This window comes from Methylobacterium sp. 174MFSha1.1 (assembly GCF_900116815.1).
In the GTDB taxonomy this organism is placed as follows: domain Bacteria; phylum Pseudomonadota; class Alphaproteobacteria; order Rhizobiales; family Beijerinckiaceae; genus Methylobacterium.
Genome location: NZ_FPCB01000014.1, coordinates 148,096 through 162,700, shown reverse-complemented (window position 1 = coordinate 162,700; position 14,605 = coordinate 148,096). Strand labels below are relative to the sequence as shown.

At 71.7% G+C, this 14,605-nt stretch carries 15 protein-coding genes; 8 read left to right on the top strand and 7 right to left on the bottom strand.

The features are described 5' to 3' along the window. The first annotated feature begins 117 nt into the window (after nucleotides 1–117). The 5 genes from lpxD to lpxB all read left to right on the top strand — a co-directional run bounded on the left by lpxD (nucleotide 118) and on the right by lpxB (nucleotide 4,788). Nucleotides 118–1,173: a UDP-3-O-(3-hydroxymyristoyl)glucosamine N-acyltransferase gene (gene lpxD, locus BM430_RS13630; protein WP_093567835.1), complete on the top strand. Its 1,056-nt coding sequence runs from the start codon at nucleotides 118–120 to the stop codon at nucleotides 1,171–1,173. A 226-nt stretch (nucleotides 1,174–1,399) separates the two neighbouring features. Beyond that, entirely contained in the window at nucleotides 1,400–1,864 is a 465-nt protein-coding gene (fabZ, locus tag BM430_RS13625) for a 3-hydroxyacyl-ACP dehydratase FabZ (RefSeq protein WP_048434935.1), read from the top strand. Continuing rightward, nucleotides 1,861–2,679 (top strand): acyl-ACP--UDP-N-acetylglucosamine O-acyltransferase, encoded by an 819-nt coding sequence (lpxA, locus tag BM430_RS13620; RefSeq protein ID WP_093567801.1) that lies wholly within the window; start codon nucleotides 1,861–1,863, stop codon nucleotides 2,677–2,679. Before fabZ ends, lpxA begins: the two co-directional genes overlap by 4 nt. Nucleotides 2,680–2,692: 13 nt before the next feature. Then, nucleotides 2,693–3,607, top strand: coding sequence for an LpxI family protein (gene lpxI, locus BM430_RS13615; RefSeq protein ID WP_093567800.1), 915 nt, complete (start codon nucleotides 2,693–2,695; stop codon nucleotides 3,605–3,607). Then, nucleotides 3,604–4,788, top strand: coding sequence for a lipid-A-disaccharide synthase (gene lpxB / locus BM430_RS13610; RefSeq protein ID WP_093567799.1), 1,185 nt, complete (start codon nucleotides 3,604–3,606; stop codon nucleotides 4,786–4,788). The genes lpxI and lpxB overlap by 4 nt, the downstream gene beginning before the upstream one ends. On the opposite strand, the gene BM430_RS13605 is transcribed toward lpxB, so the two are convergent. Continuing rightward, nucleotides 4,775–5,302 carry a peroxiredoxin gene (locus BM430_RS13605; RefSeq protein WP_093567798.1) on the bottom strand — a complete coding sequence of 176 codons (528 nt, stop codon included), beginning with the start codon at nucleotides 5,300–5,302 and terminating at the stop codon, nucleotides 4,775–4,777. The two genes, lpxB and BM430_RS13605, sit on opposite strands and share 14 nt — an antisense overlap. Nucleotides 5,303–5,681: 379 nt before the next feature. Here BM430_RS13605 and BM430_RS13600 point away from each other — a divergent pair, with 379 nt between their 5' ends. Continuing rightward, nucleotides 5,682–7,304, top strand: coding sequence for a hybrid sensor histidine kinase/response regulator (locus BM430_RS13600; RefSeq protein ID WP_093567797.1), 1,623 nt, complete (start codon nucleotides 5,682–5,684; stop codon nucleotides 7,302–7,304). Between the two features lie 45 nt (nucleotides 7,305–7,349). Here the strand turns inward: BM430_RS13600 and BM430_RS13595 are convergent, their stop codons facing one another. Beyond that, nucleotides 7,350–8,207, bottom strand: coding sequence for a GNAT family N-acetyltransferase (locus tag BM430_RS13595; protein ID WP_093567796.1), 858 nt, complete (start codon nucleotides 8,205–8,207; stop codon nucleotides 7,350–7,352). Between the two features lie 311 nt (nucleotides 8,208–8,518). Beyond that, nucleotides 8,519–9,436 (bottom strand): hypothetical protein, encoded by a 918-nt coding sequence (locus tag BM430_RS13590; RefSeq protein ID WP_093567795.1) that lies wholly within the window; start codon nucleotides 9,434–9,436, stop codon nucleotides 8,519–8,521. 317 nt (nucleotides 9,437–9,753) lie between these two features. On the opposite strand from BM430_RS13590, the gene BM430_RS34670 reads away from it, so the two are divergent. Next, complete coding sequence (locus tag BM430_RS34670; protein ID WP_162596075.1) at nucleotides 9,754–9,918, top strand: hypothetical protein; 165 nt, start codon at nucleotides 9,754–9,756, stop codon at nucleotides 9,916–9,918. Between the two features lie 263 nt (nucleotides 9,919–10,181). Here the strand turns inward: BM430_RS34670 and BM430_RS13585 are convergent, their stop codons facing one another. The 3 genes from BM430_RS13585 to BM430_RS13575 all read right to left on the bottom strand — a co-directional run bounded on the left by BM430_RS13585 (nucleotide 10,182) and on the right by BM430_RS13575 (nucleotide 13,016). Further along, nucleotides 10,182–10,739, bottom strand: a complete 558-nt coding sequence (locus tag BM430_RS13585) for a cyclase dehydrase (RefSeq protein ID WP_244539482.1) — start codon at nucleotides 10,737–10,739, stop codon at nucleotides 10,182–10,184. Continuing rightward, entirely contained in the window at nucleotides 10,736–11,908 is a 1,173-nt protein-coding gene (locus tag BM430_RS13580; protein ID WP_093567793.1) for a zinc-dependent alcohol dehydrogenase, read from the bottom strand. The genes BM430_RS13585 and BM430_RS13580 overlap by 4 nt, the downstream gene beginning before the upstream one ends. A 190-nt stretch (nucleotides 11,909–12,098) precedes the next feature. Next, on the bottom strand, nucleotides 12,099–13,016 hold the full coding sequence (locus BM430_RS13575; RefSeq protein WP_093567792.1) for a 50S ribosomal protein L11 methyltransferase: 918 nt from the start codon (nucleotides 13,014–13,016) through the stop codon (nucleotides 12,099–12,101). Nucleotides 13,017–13,243: 227 nt separating this feature from the next. Here BM430_RS13575 and BM430_RS13570 point away from each other — a divergent pair, with 227 nt between their 5' ends. Beyond that, the gene (locus BM430_RS13570; RefSeq protein ID WP_093567791.1) at nucleotides 13,244–13,486 is read left to right on the top strand and encodes a hypothetical protein; all 243 of its coding nucleotides are present in this window, start codon (nucleotides 13,244–13,246) and stop codon (nucleotides 13,484–13,486) included. A 121-nt stretch (nucleotides 13,487–13,607) separates the two neighbouring features. Here the strand turns inward: BM430_RS13570 and BM430_RS13565 are convergent, their stop codons facing one another. After that, entirely contained in the window at nucleotides 13,608–14,408 is an 801-nt protein-coding gene (locus BM430_RS13565; protein WP_244539481.1) for an SDR family oxidoreductase, read from the bottom strand. Nucleotides 14,409–14,605 lie beyond the last annotated feature (197 nt).

Genomic DNA, 14,605 nt, shown 5'->3' with positions numbered 1-14,605 from the left:
GCGGCCGTTTTCGTTTGTGCCCTCCGCCCCGACCGGTTAGTCCGGGCGCCCTCCCCTCGACGGGAGGATGGCGGTCCGGCCCGAGCCGGCCCGCCGGGGCTCAGGCGGATGCAGGCGATGTCGGAACCGGTCTTCTTTCCCCTCGCGGGTCCCGTCTCCTTGCGCGAGGTCGCGGCACTCTCCGGCGCGGCGCTGCCGCCGGGCGCCGACGGCGAGGCGGCGATCCGGGCGGCCGCCCCCCTCGAGAGCGCTGGTCCCGACGACCTCGCCTACATGGACAACGCCAAGTACGCCGACGCGCTCGGCGCCACGCGGGCGCGGGCCTGCCTCGTCACGCCGCGCTTCGCCGCCCGGGTGCCGGAGGGCACGGTGGCGCTGGTGACGCCGCAGGCCTACCGGGGCTTCGCGACGGTGCTGGCCCGGCTGTTCCCGAGCGCGGCGCGCCCGGTCTCGCTGTTCGGCGCCACCGGCGTGTCGCCGGGCTCCTTCGTCCACCCGACCGCCCGGCTCGAACCCGGCGTGGTGGTCGATCCCGGCGTGGTGATCGGGCCGGAGGCCGAGATCGGCGCCGAGACGGTGCTGGCGGCGGGCTGCGTCGTGGGCCCGCGGGTGCGGATCGGCCGGGGCTGCGCCGTCGGGCCCAACGCCTCGGTGCTGCACGCCTTCCTGGGGAATCGGGTGATCGTCCATGGCGGCGCCCGCATCGGCCAGGACGGGTTCGGCTTCGCCATGGGGCCGGGCGGCCACCTCAAGGTGCCGCAGGTCGGCCGCGTCATCGTCCAGGACGACGTCGAGATCGGCGCCAACACCACCATCGACCGGGGTGCCAGCCGCGACACGGTGGTGGGCGAGGGCACCAAGATCGACAACCTGGTGCAGATCGCCCACAACGTCGTCATCGGCCGCCACTGCGTGATCGTCGCCCAGGTCGGCATCTCGGGTTCGACGACGCTCGAGGATTACGTCGTGCTCGGCGGCCAGGTCGGGGTGGTGGGCCACCTGCGCATCGGCATGGGCGCCCAGATCGCCGGATCGAGCAACATCAACAAGGACGTGCCGGCGGGCGCCCGCTGGGGCGGCACGCCGGCCAAGCCGGTGCGCGAGTGGTTCCGCGAGATGACGACGCTGAAGAACCTCGCGGCGCGTGCCCGCGACGAGGCCGGCGAAGGCTGAATCCGATGTCCGGCGAGGTCGAACGATGCGTTCGATCTCGCCGGCAAGCCCGACCGGGCGCCGGCGCCGATGCGCCGGACGTCCCCGGCCTCGGGCCGGGACACCGAGGAAGAGGCGGTCCGCCGCGCTCCCGCCGCAAATCGCTTGCATCCGCGCCGCTTCTCGCCAAAGACGGCGCACCGACGACCGGATCACGTCCGGGGCAGCCACGAGGGAGCCTGACACCATGACCGAGATGCCTGCCGAGCTGGGTACGGCCGACATCCTGCGGGTGATGGAGCTCCTGCCCCACCGCTACCCGTTCCTGATGATCGACAAGATCGTGCAGATCGACCGGGACGAGAGCTGCATCGGCATCAAGAACGTCACCATCAACGAGCCGCACTTCACCGGTCATTTTCCGGCTGCCCCGGTCTTTCCCGGCGTGCTTCTGATCGAGGGCATGGCCCAGACCGCCGGCGCGATCTGCTGCGCCCACAAGCTCAAGGGCGACGCCAAGCCGAGCAAGGTCTTCTTCATGACCATCGACAAGGCGAAGTTCCGCAAGCCGGTCGTGCCGGGCGACGTGGTCGAGTACCATATGCGCAAGACCAGCAACCGCCGCTTCATGTGGTGGTTCAAGGGCGAGGCCAAGGTGAACGGCGTGCTGGTGGCCGAGGCCGAGATCGGCGCGATGCTGGTGACGGAATGAGCGACGTGGCCGAAACCCGGATCCATCCGAGCGCGGTGGTCGAGGACGGCGCGGTGATCGGCGCCGGCGTCGAGATCGGGCCGTTCTGCCATGTCGGGCCGCAGGCCGTGCTCGGGGACGGGGTGCGGCTGGTGAGCCACGTCGCGGTGGCGGGCCGCACCACGGTCGGGCCGCGCACCCGGATCTACCCCTTCGCGTCGATCGGCCATCCGCCGCAGGACCTGAAGTTCCGCGGCGAGGACTCGACCCTGACGATCGGCGCCGATTGCCAGATCCGCGAGGGCGTGACGATGAACCCCGGCACCGCCGGCGGCGGGCTGACCACGGTGGTGGGCGACGGGTGCGCCTTCCTCGCCAACAGCCATGTCGGCCACGATTGCCGGGTCGGCAACCACGTCGTGTTCTCCAACAACGTGATGCTGGCCGGCCATTGCCAGGTCGGCGACTACGCGATCCTCGGCGGCGGCGCGGCGGTGATCCAGTTCGCCCGGGTCGGCGCGCACGCCTTCGTCGGCGGCCTGTCGGGGCTGGAGAACGACCTGATCCCCTACGGCATGGCGGTGGGCAACCGCGCCCACCTGTCGGGGCTCAACATCATCGGGCTGCAGCGCCGCGGCTTCTCCCGCGAGGAGATCCACGCGCTCCGCAAGGCCTATCGCCTGCTCTTCGCCCTCGAAGGCACGCTGATGGAGCGGGTCGAGGACGTGGCGACGGAGTTCGACCAGCACCCGATCGTGCAGGAGATCCTCGCCTTCATCCGCGAGGGCGGCAAGCGCTCGGTCTGCACGCCGCGCGAGGCCCCGGGCCCTGCGTGACGAGCCCCGTGTGATGGCCGCCGCGGCGGCGCGGCCTTCGACCGCGACGGGCCCGGTCGCGATCGTGGCCGGGGCCGGCCGGCTGCCGCTCCTCATCGCCGCCTCCCTCGACCGGGCCGGGCGCTCCTGCCGCGTGCTGGCGATCCGGGGCTTCGCCGACCCGGCGACGCGGCGTCGGGCCGACGCCACCGTCGACCTCCTCGACGTGCGCGGCGCCCTCGACACCCTGACCGCCTGGGCGCCCGCCGGGGTGACGCTGGCCGGCGCCGTGGCGCGGCCGAGCCCGGCCGCCCTCCTCAATACGCTCGCCGCCTACCGCAACCGCGAGACCCTGCGCTCGCTGGCGTCGGGCGGCGACGACCATCTGCTGCGCGGCGTGCTGGCGCTCCTGGAGGAGCACGGCTTGCAGGTCCTCGGGGTGCGCGACCTCGCGCCGAACCTGATGGCGCCGCAAGGCCGCCTCGGGGCGAGCGGGCCGGACGAGGCGGCGGAGGCCTCGGTGGAGGCCGGCCGGGCGCTGCTCGCCAGCCTGTCGCCGCACGATGTCGGCCAGGCCGCCGTGGTGGCGAGCCGGCGGGTGCTGGCGGTCGAGGGGCCGGAGGGCACCGACCGGATGCTGGCCCGGGCCCGGGCGCTCGCCCGCCGCCCCTTCGGCCTCGGGCGCCCGCCCGCCGGGATGGTGCTGGTGAAGCGCGCGAAGGACGGCCAGGACCTGCGCGTCGACCTGCCGGCGATCGGCCCGCGCACGGTCCAGCGCGCGGCGGAGGCGGGCTGCCTCGGCATCGCGGTCGGGGCCGGCGACACCCTGGTGCTCGACCGGGCGGAGACGGTGGCGCTCGCCGACCGGCTCGGCCTCTTCCTCCTCGGCTTGCCCCCCGATCCCTTCTCCCCCGACCCGTTACCGCCCGATCCGGAGCCCGCCCGTTGAGCGCGCATCCCGACACCGACCGTCCTCTCACCGTCTGGCTGGTGGCCGGCGAGGAATCCGGCGACCAGCTCGGCGCCAAGCTGATCCGCTCGCTGCGCGCCCTCTCCGACCGGCCCCTCGTCCTCGCCGGCGTCGGCGGCGACGCGATGGCGGCGGAGGGGATGGCGTCGCTGTTTCCGCTCGAGGACGTGGCGGTGATCGGCTACCTCGCGGTGGCGGCGCGCATCCGCCTGCTGATGCGCCGCATCCGCCAGACCGTGCGGGCCTGCGTGGCGGCCCGTCCCGACGTGCTCGTCATCATCGACAGCCCGGGCTTCACCCACGCGGTGGCGAGCCGGGTGCGCCGGCAGGTGCCGGACCTCCCCGTGGTCGATTACGTCAGCCCGAGCGTCTGGGCCTGGCGCCCGTGGCGGGCGAAGACCATGCGCGGCTACATCGACCACGTGCTCGCCCTGCTGCCGTTCGAGCCCGACGCCCATCGCCGGCTCGGCGGGCCCACCTGCACCTATGTCGGCCACCCGCTGATCGAGCGCCTGGGGGACTTGCGGCCGGGCCCGGCCGAGGTCGCTTCCCGCCAAGGCCCCTCCCCGGTGCTCGCAGTGCTGCCGGGCTCGCGCCGCTCCGAGATCGAGCGGCTGATGCCGATCTTCGGCGCGACGCTGGCGCGCGTGCAGGCGCAGGGCCACGCCTTCACGGTCGAACTGCCGGCGGTGGCGCGCCACCGCGCCCTGATCGAGCGCCTCTCCGCCGCCTGGCCCGTGCGCCCGCGCCTGATCGACGGCGAGGCCGACAAGCTCGCGACCTTCCGGCGGGCCCGCGCGGCGCTCGCCGCCTCCGGCACGGTGACCCTCGAACTGGCGCTTTCCGGCGTACCGATGGTGGTGGCCTACCAGGTTCCGAAGATCGAGGAGGTGATCGTGCGCCGCCTGATCCAGGTGCCGACGATCGTGCTGCCGAACCTGATCCTGGGCGAGAACGCGATTCCCGAGCTGATCCAGGCCGAGTGCACGCCGGAGCGGCTGGCGGCGGCCTTAGCCCCTCTCCTGCCCGACGGCCCGGCCCGGGCGGCGCAGGAGGCGGCGCTCGCCCGCCTCGACGCCACGATGCGGCTGCCCGACGGCGACGACCCGAGCCGCAGCGCGGCGCGGATCGTGCTGGCGGCAGCGTCTACCGGCTCCTGAGATAGTCGAGCATCGTCCCGGCATCCGAGACCGCGAGGCCGACGCCCGGCGGATCGTCGCGAAAGCCGGGCTCGACGAACATCTTCCGGATCGTGCCGTCCTCGACATGCATGGAGTAGCGCCAGCTGCGCATCCCCATGCCCTGGCGGCCGCGCTTGACCAGCATGCCCATCTGGCGCGTGAAGTCGGCATTGCCGTCGGGCAGCATGAACACCTTCTCGATGCCCTTGGACTTGGCCCACTGGAACATCACGAAGGCGTCGTTGACCGACAGACAGACCACCTGGTCGATGCCGAGAGCCGCGAAATCGTCGGCGTGCTGCTCGTAGCCCGGCAGATGGTCGTCGGAGCAGGCCGGCGTGAAGGCGCCGGGGAGCGCGAACAGCACGACGTTGCGGCCGCCGAACACCTCGGCGGAGGTGAGCTCCTTCCACTCGAACGGGTTGGGGCCGCCGAGGGCCTCGTTCCTGACGCGGATGTGGAAGGTCACGTCCGGGACGGTGGCGGGCTGCATCGAAACCTCGCGGGCAAGCGAAACGGGCGCCAGGAGCCTAGCCCCGCGAAGGGTTCGCCGCCACGGCAAAGATCGCCCGGGGAGGGCGGGACGGAGCCGGGGCGAGGCCGGATCACCCGCCATCCGGCTCTGTCCGATCGCAGATGACGGGTCTGTCCGGGACGGCCCCGAAGCCTTTGTTCCAGACGAGGGCGATTCTTCCGGCCCTCACTACTCGGATCAATTCGTTCCAGAATAAAACCGCGGCAAAGTCGCGCTACCGAAAATCGTGCGCTATCCTTTGGGGTCAGTTGATCTTCGCAGCCGGTGCCTATCTGATCGCGGGTGACTGAGGCCGGACCGCGTGCCGCGTGGCTCAGAAGCGGCATGGGGGTATCGGATGGCGGACATAGCGGAGAAGCCGGATCTCGGCGGGCTGGGGCCTGCCGTTACCGCGCGCGGCCCGCGCGCCGTCCACGATACCCATTCGGACATCTTCTTCGCCGCCGTCGAGACGACGCGGATGCCGATGATCGTCACCGATCCGCACCAGCCGGACAATCCGATCGTCTTCGCCAACCAGGCCTTCCTGCGCATGACCGGCTACCGGCCGGAGGAGCTGGTCGGCACCAATTGCCGCTTCCTGCAGGGTCCGGAGACCGACCGCGAGACGGTGTCGGAGGTCCGCCGCGCCATCGCCGAGCGGAAGGAGATCGCGACCGAGATCCTGAACTACCGCAAGGACGGCTCGACCTTCTGGAACGCGCTGTTCATCTCGCCGGTCTACGACAAGAAGGGCGAGCTGGTCTATTTCTTCGGCTCGCAGCTCGACGTGTCGCGTCGGCGCGACGCCGAGCAGGCGCTGCACCAGGCCCAGAAGATGGAGGCGCTGGGCCAGCTCACCGGCGGCATCGCGCACGACTTCAACAACCTGCTCCAGGTCATCGGCGGCTACACCGACGTGGTGCTGGCGCTCGCCGAGCATCCGCGGATCGACGCGAGCCGGTTGACGGGCGCGGGCGAGGCGATCCGCGCCGCGACCGACCGGGCCGCGCGCCTCACCCACCAGCTCCTCGCCTTCGCCCGCAAGCAGCGCCTCGACGGCCGGGCGCTCAACCTCAACACCCTCGTGCGCGGCATGAACGAGATCACCGGGCGCACGCTGGGCGACCACATCGTCGTGAAGACCGAGCTCGCGCCCGACCTGTGGAACTGCCGGATCGACCCGACCCAGGCCGAGGTGGCTCTCCTCAACGTGCTGCTCAACGCCCGCGACGCGATGCCGGGCGGCGGCACGGTGACGATCAGGACCGAGAACCTGACCATCGACGACGAAATGGCCCTGCTGCTGCTGGTGCGGCCGGGGGCCTACGCGGTGGTGCAGATGCAGGATACCGGCCTCGGCATGCCGCCGGAGATCCTGGCGCGGGTGATGGAGCCGTTCTTCACCACCAAGGAGGAGGGCCGCGGCACGGGCCTCGGCCTCGCCATGGTCTACGGCTTCGCCAAGCAATCCGGCGGCACGGTGCGGATCACCTCCGAGGTCGGCCAGGGCACGAATGTGCGCCTTCTCTTCCCGGCGACCGACCAGGCCGTCGTGGCCGAGCGCCGCCCCGCCCCGCGGGCCACCGACCGGACCGGCACCGAGACCATCCTGGTGGTCGACGACCGCACGGACGTCGCCGAGACCGCCCGGGTGATCCTGGACGATTTCGGCTACACGGTGCTCGTCGCCCACGGCGCCGAGGAGGCGCTCGACCTCCTCGACAGCAGCGGCAAGGTCGACCTGCTGTTCTCCGACCTGATCATGCCCGGCGGCATGAACGGCGTACTGCTGGCCCGCGCGGCCCGCGAGCGCCAGCCGCGGATCAAGGTGCTGCTGACCACCGGCTACGCCGAGGCCTCGATCGAGCGCACGGATGCCGGCGGCAGCGAGTTCGAGATCATCAACAAGCCGTACCGGCGGATGGAGCTCGCGCGGCGGGTGCGGCTGACGCTCGATGGACCGACTGGGGTGGGATAGCACCCGACGGGAGGACGGGCCGGCGCAAGGCCGAGCCCGTCCCGTTCAGAGCGTCTTCGCCAGATGGACGCCGACCCCGCCCCGGAACGGCTCCTCACGCTCGACCGTGAAGCCCGCCCGCCGGTAGAAGTCGACGTTGCCGGCGAAGGCCTGGTTGGTGGCGAGCCTGACCGTCGGGTGCCCGAGCGCCCGCGCGACATCCTCGGCGTGACGCAGCATCCGGCGGCCGAGCCCCTGCCCGTGATGGGCGGGCGAGACCGCGAGGTTCTCGATCCACAGGTGATCGGCGCGCGGGACCGTCTCGACCAGGGCGACGAGCGCGCCGTCCCGTTCCAGCAGGTCGAAGCGGTGCTGGCGGACCGCGAGGGCGTAATCGGCACTCATCGGCACGGGCTCGCGCCCGATGACCGGGACCCACTTCGCGTAAGCCGCCTTCACCAGCGCCTCGATCCGGGGCACATCCTCCTTCGTGGCCGGGCGCAGTGGGCCGGGCCCGCGTCCCGCCGGATCGGCCGCGACGGCCGTCACCTCGACCTCGACCAGCGCGTCCGGCCGCGCCAGGCCGGCGACGACGAGGACGGTGACGGCGGCGGGCGCGTCGGACGCCCAGCGCGCCCGGCGCACCTCGCCGAGCACCGGCAGGTCGCCGGTGCGGGTCAGGAAGAAGGTCGCCTTGGCGACGTCCGCCAGCCCCAGGCCGGCAGCAACGAGCAGCGCCTCGACGTTGTCCATCGCCTGGCCCAGCTGGTCCGCGAAGTCCTCGTGCATCCGCCCGTCCGGCGCGACGCCGAACTGGCCGGAGACGAAGAGGGTGCGGCCAGCCGGCGCCGTGCGGGCGTGGGTGTAGATCGTGCGGAACGGCTCCGGCACGGTCCAGATCGGCGGCGGGTCGAGAATCGTCATGGTCGTTCGCTCGGCTTGTCGAGCCCCGGCCCCGAGAGATCGGGCTCCACCGCACGAGGCCAGTGAGGCCCCGCCGCGCCCACGGCCGCGAGGCTCGGGAGGACGCGATGTCGGTGTGGGGTGCCGAGCGAGCGGCGCGGGGCCGCTCTAGCTGGCTTGAAGCGACACGCCCCCGTCCCGCCGACCGCGTCGAACGCGGCGTCGGCCTCGGACGATCATCGTCGGGATGGTCGGGCTCATGCCATGATGCTAGCGTGAGCCTCCCGCAACGGCAACCGGAACCTGTCGCGACACCCCCGATCCGTCGCGTCTCAGAAATTGTAGCCGACGCGCAGGCGCATCTGGTGCCGGTCGAAGCTCGACAGGTCGAGGGGGCCCGGCGCGTCCGCCGCCCGGCCGGCGACCTGGAAGCTCCAGGTGAACGAAGCCCAGGCCTGCGGCGAGAGGGTCGTGTAGAGCGTCGGCCCGAGATAGACCGCCTCCCCAGCGAGCCGGCCGAGCGCCAGGCCCTCGTAGGTCCGGGCGTAGCGCGCCTCGGCCCCGGCGAAGAGGCCGGGCCGGACTTGGTAGGACAGGGCGGCGGCGGCCTCGATGCCCGATCCGCGGACCTGCTCGTCCGTGGCGCCGAGCCGCGTCGCGGAGAAGGCGAAGCCGAGATTCACCGCCGCGACCAGCTTGCCGGGAATCAGCTCGCGGTCGGCCAGGAGACCGATATCCGTCCCGAAGCTGCGCGCGGACGCGCCCGAACCGCCATCGACGGTGCCGTAGGCGGGCACGATGCTGAGCGTGAGGCCGAACGGCGCGGCGCGGCGGTCGAGCAGGCGCAGTCGGGTCTCGAGGAAGCCGCCGTTGAAACCGCCCGTGGTGCGGGCCGGGTCGCCGACGGCGCCGATGTCGTAGGCGTTGAAGGTGAGGCCCGGCGCGAGGCGGAAGTCGTTCGACAGCGGCATCTTCAGGGCGAGGCCGCTGTCGACGGCGAGGAAGCGGCCGAGGCGCTTGCCGAGGCGTCCGCTCGTTTCCCATTCCAGCTCCGTCTCGCCGGGTACGCCGAGGTCGCTGCCCTCGACGAAGCCGAACAGGTGCTCGCTGTCGATGTCGCCGGGAGTCAGGTTCTCGGCGGCGGTGGGAAGGGACTGGGCATGGGCGCGGTGAATGCCCGGCCCGATCGCCAGACAGGCCAGTACGAGGGCGGCAGCGCCGGGCGGGACGGGGGAACGGGCATGACGCATCGCAACGACTCATCATTATAGCTAATGCTATAACTGATAGGGCCGACCATTTCATGCGTCAACGGCGTCGATCCGGCCGGGACCGTGGGCGCGGGCGGACCGGTGGGCGGCCGCGACGGCTTTCGATCAGCTAAACTCGCTCGCCGGCCATGGCTCGACAGCAAGATCCGTCCAGTCCCCTGCGACACCATACGCGCACCGGCAGAATGTCGCGCTCGGCTCCGTACAGTCGTACGATTCAATCAGGAACCTCCCATCCGGTCATATGTTATCGAAACACTCACCGCGGCATGCCGCAGATCACGGGAGATACGGATATGGCGGACAAGAAGCAGCAGTCTCAGTCTCACAATACTGATGACAACACCCGCCACAACCACAAGAATCCGGATGCCCCGAACCAGGGCACCGTGCAGCACTCGGATGACGGCCGCCTGAAGGAGAACCGCGACAAGGGCATCCATCGCGGCGACAAGGAGTAAGGGTTTTCCCCGATCGGGGATGGAGGGCCGCCGCGAGGCGGCCCTTTCTCGTTCGGCGCAACGGACCTGCAATCCTCCATCGTCATCCCGGGGCCGCGCAGCGGAACCCGGGATCCATAACCGCCGAGGTCACCGGACAGAGCGGGCGATGCTCCGCTTCATCCTGCACCGTCAGCGGTTATGGATCCCGGGTTCCGCTTTCGCGGCCCCGGGATGACGTCGAGACTTGCTGGTTCGGCGGGTCGGGCGATCCGAGCCGGCACTCACGCCGCCGGCCGGCCGTCGCGCCAGGGGCGCAGCGGGCCGGGGATGCGGAAGTCCCGCGGCACCGCGAAGTCGCGGGCGGCGCCGTGGGCAGCGGCGAGGCCGCGGGGGAAGCCGCTGCGGTTGTGGTAGTCGTAGGCGCCCCGCGCCGCCGGCCGCTTGTCGGCCGTCAGGCCCTGGACGCAGACGATGTCGGCGAGCGTCACCCCCGCCACCGCCGCGGTGGCCAGCGCCAGGGTGCCGGCGCGGGGGTTGTCGCCCTCGAAGCCGGTCGCCAGGGTGGCGAGGTCGAGAGCGTCGCCCGCGACCCGGCCCCAGATCCACGGGGTGGGGTCGTGGCTCATCAGGATCGCGGCGCCGGTGGCGACCTCGCGGGCGCCGTAGGCCTGGATCAGGGCCTCGCGGCCCTCCAGGCCGAGCGCCCGGCACAGGGCCCGGGGCGCCAGGATCTCGGCGAGGCCGAGGCCGATCGAGAACCAGCCGAGGCCGCGGGCCAGCGCATCGTGCGCGGAGCGGGAACGGGGATCGACGGTGCGCTTCATGGTCGAGTCCCTCATGGCCGGATCATCACCTTGATGCAGCCGTCCTGCTTGTCCCGGAACGTCCGGTACATCTCCGGCCCCTGCTCCAGTCCGACCGTATGAGTGATGACGAAGGACGGGTCGATCTGCCCCTCCTCGATCCGCCGCAGCAGGTCGTCGCTCCAGCGGTTGACGTGGGTCTGGCCCATCCGGAAGGTCAGGCCCTTGTTCATCGCCGCGCCGAACGGCACCTTGTCGATCAGGCCGCCATAGACGCCGGGGATCGACAGCACGCCGGCCGGGCGGCAGGCCATGATCATCTGGCGCAGCACGTGCGGCCGGTCGCTCTCCAGCATCACCGCCTGCTTGGCGCGGTCGTAGATCGCGTCGAGCGAGGAGGTGGCATGCGCCTCCATGCCGACCGAGTCGATGCACTTCTCCGGCCCCTTGCCGCCGGTCATGTCGTTGAGCCGGGCGACGACGTTGGATTCCTCCTCGAGATCGATCGTCTCGGCGCCGCCGGCCCGCGCCATGGCCAGGCGCTCGGGCACCCGGTCGATGGCGATGACGCGCCTTGCGCCGAGCAGGATCGCCGAGCGGATCGCCATCTGACCGACCGGGCCGCAGCCCCAGATCGCCACGGTGTCCTCGGGCTGGATGTCGCACTGAACCGCCGCCTGCCAGCCGGTCGGGAAGATGTCGGAGAGGAAGAGGAGCTTCTCGTCCGGGATGCCCTTCGGCACCTTGATGTGGGTGGCGTCGGCGAAGGGCACCCGCAGGTACTCGGCCTGGCCGCCGGCATAGCCGCCGGTGAGGTGGGTGTAGCCGAACAGGCCCGCGGTGGTGTGACCGAAGGCGGTCTCGGCGAGCTTGGCGTTGCGGTTGGTGCGCTCGCAGACCGAGAAGTTGCCGCGCTTACACTGGTCGCACTGGCCGCAGATGATGGTGAACGGCACCACGATCCGGTCGCCGACCTTGAGCGATTTGTTGTCCCGCCCGACCTCGACCACCTCGCCCATGGTCTCGTGGCCCATGATGTCGCCCGACTTCATGCCCGGCATGAAGTGGTCGTAGAGGTGCAGGTCGGAGCCGCAGATGGCGCATGAGGTCACCTTGATGATCGCGTCGCGCCCGTCCTCGATCGTCGGATCGGGAACCGTGTCGCAGCGGATATCCGCAGTGCCGTGCCAGACGAGGGCCTTCATCGCTGTTCGGTCTCCGGGGCTCGTGGCGCGGAGACCGGGATTGGCTGTCCGCGCGCACGGACCGCTCGCCGGTCGGGATGCTCATACTCCCTACCGGTAGGCGGCGATGCCCGGACAACCGATCAGCGCAAGGGCTGTTCCTTGGGGTTCGCGGCGCTCAGCGCGGACTCTCCCAGGGAGGGCTCGCGCCTCAGCGCGGCCTGGATGCCGCTCCGCCGCGGCGCAACTCCAGGGTGGCCCAGCCCTCGATCACGCGGCGCCGGCGCAGGCGGAAGCCTTGCGCGGCATAGGCCGCGAGCACGCCGGGCACGTCGCGGGGGATCAGGCCGGAGAGCACCAGGGTGCCGTCGGTCGCCACCGCGCGGGCGAGGCTCGGCGCCAGCCGGGTCAGCGGCCGGGCCAGGATGTTGGCGAAGACGAGGTCGAAGGCGCGGGTGTGGCGGGCGAGCGGGTGGCGCAGGCCCGGCGCCTCGTAGAAGGCCATCAGGTTGGCGAGACCGTTGAAGGCGGCGTTGGTCCGCGCGGTCGCTACCGCCTCCGGGTCGAGGTCGCCGGCGACGACCGTCGTGTGCAGCAGGCGCGCGGCGGCGAGCCCCAGGATGCCGGTGCCGGTGCCGACATCGAGGATGCGGTGGGGCCGGCGCCGCTTCACCTCGTCGACGAGGGCCATGAGGCAGCCGAGCGTGGTGCCGTGATGCCCGGTGCCGAAGGCGAGCGCCGCCTCGATCTCGATCGGCAGGTCGTTCGGCTGCACCCGCCCGCGGTCGTGGGAGCCGTGGACCAGGATGCGCCCGGCCCGCACGGGCTTCAGCCCTTCCAGCGAGGCGCGGACCCAGTCCTGCTGGTCGATCGCCGCGAAGGTGGCCTCGTCGGCGGCGTCGCCGAGGATCGGGCGGATCAGCTCGCGCACCGCCTCCTCGTCGGGCTCCTCGGAGAAGTAGGCCTCCAGGTGCCAGGTCTTGCCGTCCTCGGCCTCGAAGGCCGCGACCGCGGTCTCGGTCGGGTCGAACACCTCGCCGATCAGGTCGGTCATGGCGCGGGCCGCGCGCTCGTTCGTGTCGAGACGCAGCACGTGGGTCGGGCGGTGGGGCGGCAGGCCTTCGAGCATGCCTGGCGCCATAGCATCCGCGCCGCCCGCCGTCACCGCCCCGTCACGCCCGCGCGGCATCTCTCTCGCCAGCCGAGTCGCCTGGCCGCCTCAGACTTCGGTGTGGCACGGACGGCACGGTCGCTCCGTCGTTCGGGAACCCTTTCCCGCCCCCGCGGAACCGGCGCAGCGAGTCGGCGTTCTTAGCGGCGCCGGTCGTCAGAAACCGGCCGTTGAAGGATCGTACGATGCGTACCCGAGTGCGCGAGCAGGGTCTGCCGGATGCGTCCGCCAACCCGGCTCAGACTTCTGTCCGGGACATTTCCGTCCCGCGGGACACCGCCATCCGGCGCCGTGCGGCGCCGCTCACCGCCGAGGATACGGCCCTGCCGGGCCGCATGCTCATGTTGCTCAGCCGGCTGCACCGGGCCGAGATGCAGCGGAGAGCCGAATCGGACGCGGCCGGCACCGCTCCGTCGCAGGGCGCCTGAAATCAGACCCTGTTCACGTTGCCTGACCGACATGACACCCTCCTCGTCATCCCGGGGCCGCGACAGCGGAACCCGGTATGACCCGGAGGGTGGGAGTCGGTCAGCCCGCCCAAACAGGCTCTCACGCCCCCAGGCGCGAGCCCAGGCGGGCATCCGGCACGTAGCCGCGGTTCCAGGTCGGGCTGATCACCACCTCGTTCAGGCAGACATGCTTCGGTCGCGTGGCGACGAACAGGATCAGCGCCGCCATGTCGTCGGGCTGGAGCATGCGGGCCCGGTCCTCGGGCGTCACCGGCACCGGGCGCTTGTCGAGGATCGGGGTCGCGACCTCGGCCGGGCACAGGACCGTCGAGCGGATGCCGTTGACGCATTCCTCCATGTTGATGCTGTGGCTCATCGCCACGACCGCGTGCTTGGCCGCCGTGTAGGCCGGCCCGCTCACGGGGCTGACGAAGCGCCCGGCCCAGGAGGCGGTGTGGATCAGGACGCCGTCGCCCTGGGCCCGCATCAGCGGCAGCACCGCGAGGGAGGCGTAGAAGGCGCTCGACAGGTTGGCCTGGATCACCTCCTGCGCGCCCTGCGGCGACAGGGCGTCCCAGCGCCGCTCGCGCACGTTGCTGCCGGCATTGCTCACCAGCACGTCGAGCCGGCCGAACCGCGACGCGATGCCCTCGACGAGGGTCGCGATGCGGGCCGCATCGGTGACGTCGCCGGGCTCGACCACGGCCTCGCCCCCGGCTTCGGCGATCCGCGCGGCGAGCGCCCGCAGCGGCTCCTCCCGGCGCCCGGTCAGCACCACCCGGGCGCCCGCCCCGGCCAGGGCCAGAGCCGCCGCCTCGCCGATGCCGCTGCCCGCACCCGTCACCCAGGCGACCTTGCCGGCAAGATTCGTCGCCGTGTCCTGCGCCATGTTCTGGGCCATGTCCCGTCTCCTCCCGTTCGGCGGCACCTTTGCGCCCGTTCACCGGGGCGGGCCGTCCATCCGGCTTGTCTGCCAAGGTACGACGGCGTCGCGCAAGAGCGATGATCGGGAGGGCGGGGCGCCGATCGTCCAAGAGGGCCGCTCTCCGGGGGATAGAGCTCGGAACTGCGTGATGGGTCTTTACAGACTTGTCACCC

What these genes read in the sequence shown, in the direction of transcription:
- BM430_RS13595 (WP_093567796.1), bottom strand. Translation starts at nt 8,207, where the DNA reads ATGACGATTCTCGACCCGCCGCCGATCTGGACCGTGCCGGAGCCGTTC.
- BM430_RS34670 (WP_162596075.1), top strand. Translation starts at nt 9,754, where the DNA reads ATGGCGGACAAGAAGCAGCAGTCTCAGTCTCACAATACTGATGACAAC.
- BM430_RS13600 (WP_093567797.1), top strand. Translation starts at nt 5,682, where the DNA reads ATGGCGGACATAGCGGAGAAGCCGGATCTCGGCGGGCTGGGGCCTGCC.
- BM430_RS13575 (WP_093567792.1), bottom strand. Translation starts at nt 13,016, where the DNA reads ATGCTCGAAGGCCTGCCGCCCCACCGCCCGACCCACGTGCTGCGTCTC.
- BM430_RS13565 (WP_244539481.1), bottom strand. Translation starts at nt 14,408, where the DNA reads ATGGCCCAGAACATGGCGCAGGACACGGCGACGAATCTTGCCGGCAAG.
- lpxI (WP_093567800.1), top strand. Translation starts at nt 2,693, where the DNA reads ATGGCCGCCGCGGCGGCGCGGCCTTCGACCGCGACGGGCCCGGTCGCG.
- BM430_RS13570 (WP_093567791.1), top strand. Translation starts at nt 13,244, where the DNA reads ATGCGTACCCGAGTGCGCGAGCAGGGTCTGCCGGATGCGTCCGCCAAC.
- lpxD (WP_093567835.1), top strand. Translation starts at nt 118, where the DNA reads ATGTCGGAACCGGTCTTCTTTCCCCTCGCGGGTCCCGTCTCCTTGCGC.
- BM430_RS13590 (WP_093567795.1), bottom strand. Translation starts at nt 9,436, where the DNA reads ATGCGTCATGCCCGTTCCCCCGTCCCGCCCGGCGCTGCCGCCCTCGTA.
- BM430_RS13605 (WP_093567798.1), bottom strand. Translation starts at nt 5,302, where the DNA reads ATGCAGCCCGCCACCGTCCCGGACGTGACCTTCCACATCCGCGTCAGG.
- lpxA (WP_093567801.1), top strand. Translation starts at nt 1,861, where the DNA reads ATGAGCGACGTGGCCGAAACCCGGATCCATCCGAGCGCGGTGGTCGAG.
- fabZ (WP_048434935.1), top strand. Translation starts at nt 1,400, where the DNA reads ATGACCGAGATGCCTGCCGAGCTGGGTACGGCCGACATCCTGCGGGTG.
- BM430_RS13585 (WP_244539482.1), bottom strand. Translation starts at nt 10,739, where the DNA reads ATGAGGGACTCGACCATGAAGCGCACCGTCGATCCCCGTTCCCGCTCC.
- BM430_RS13580 (WP_093567793.1), bottom strand. Translation starts at nt 11,908, where the DNA reads ATGAAGGCCCTCGTCTGGCACGGCACTGCGGATATCCGCTGCGACACG.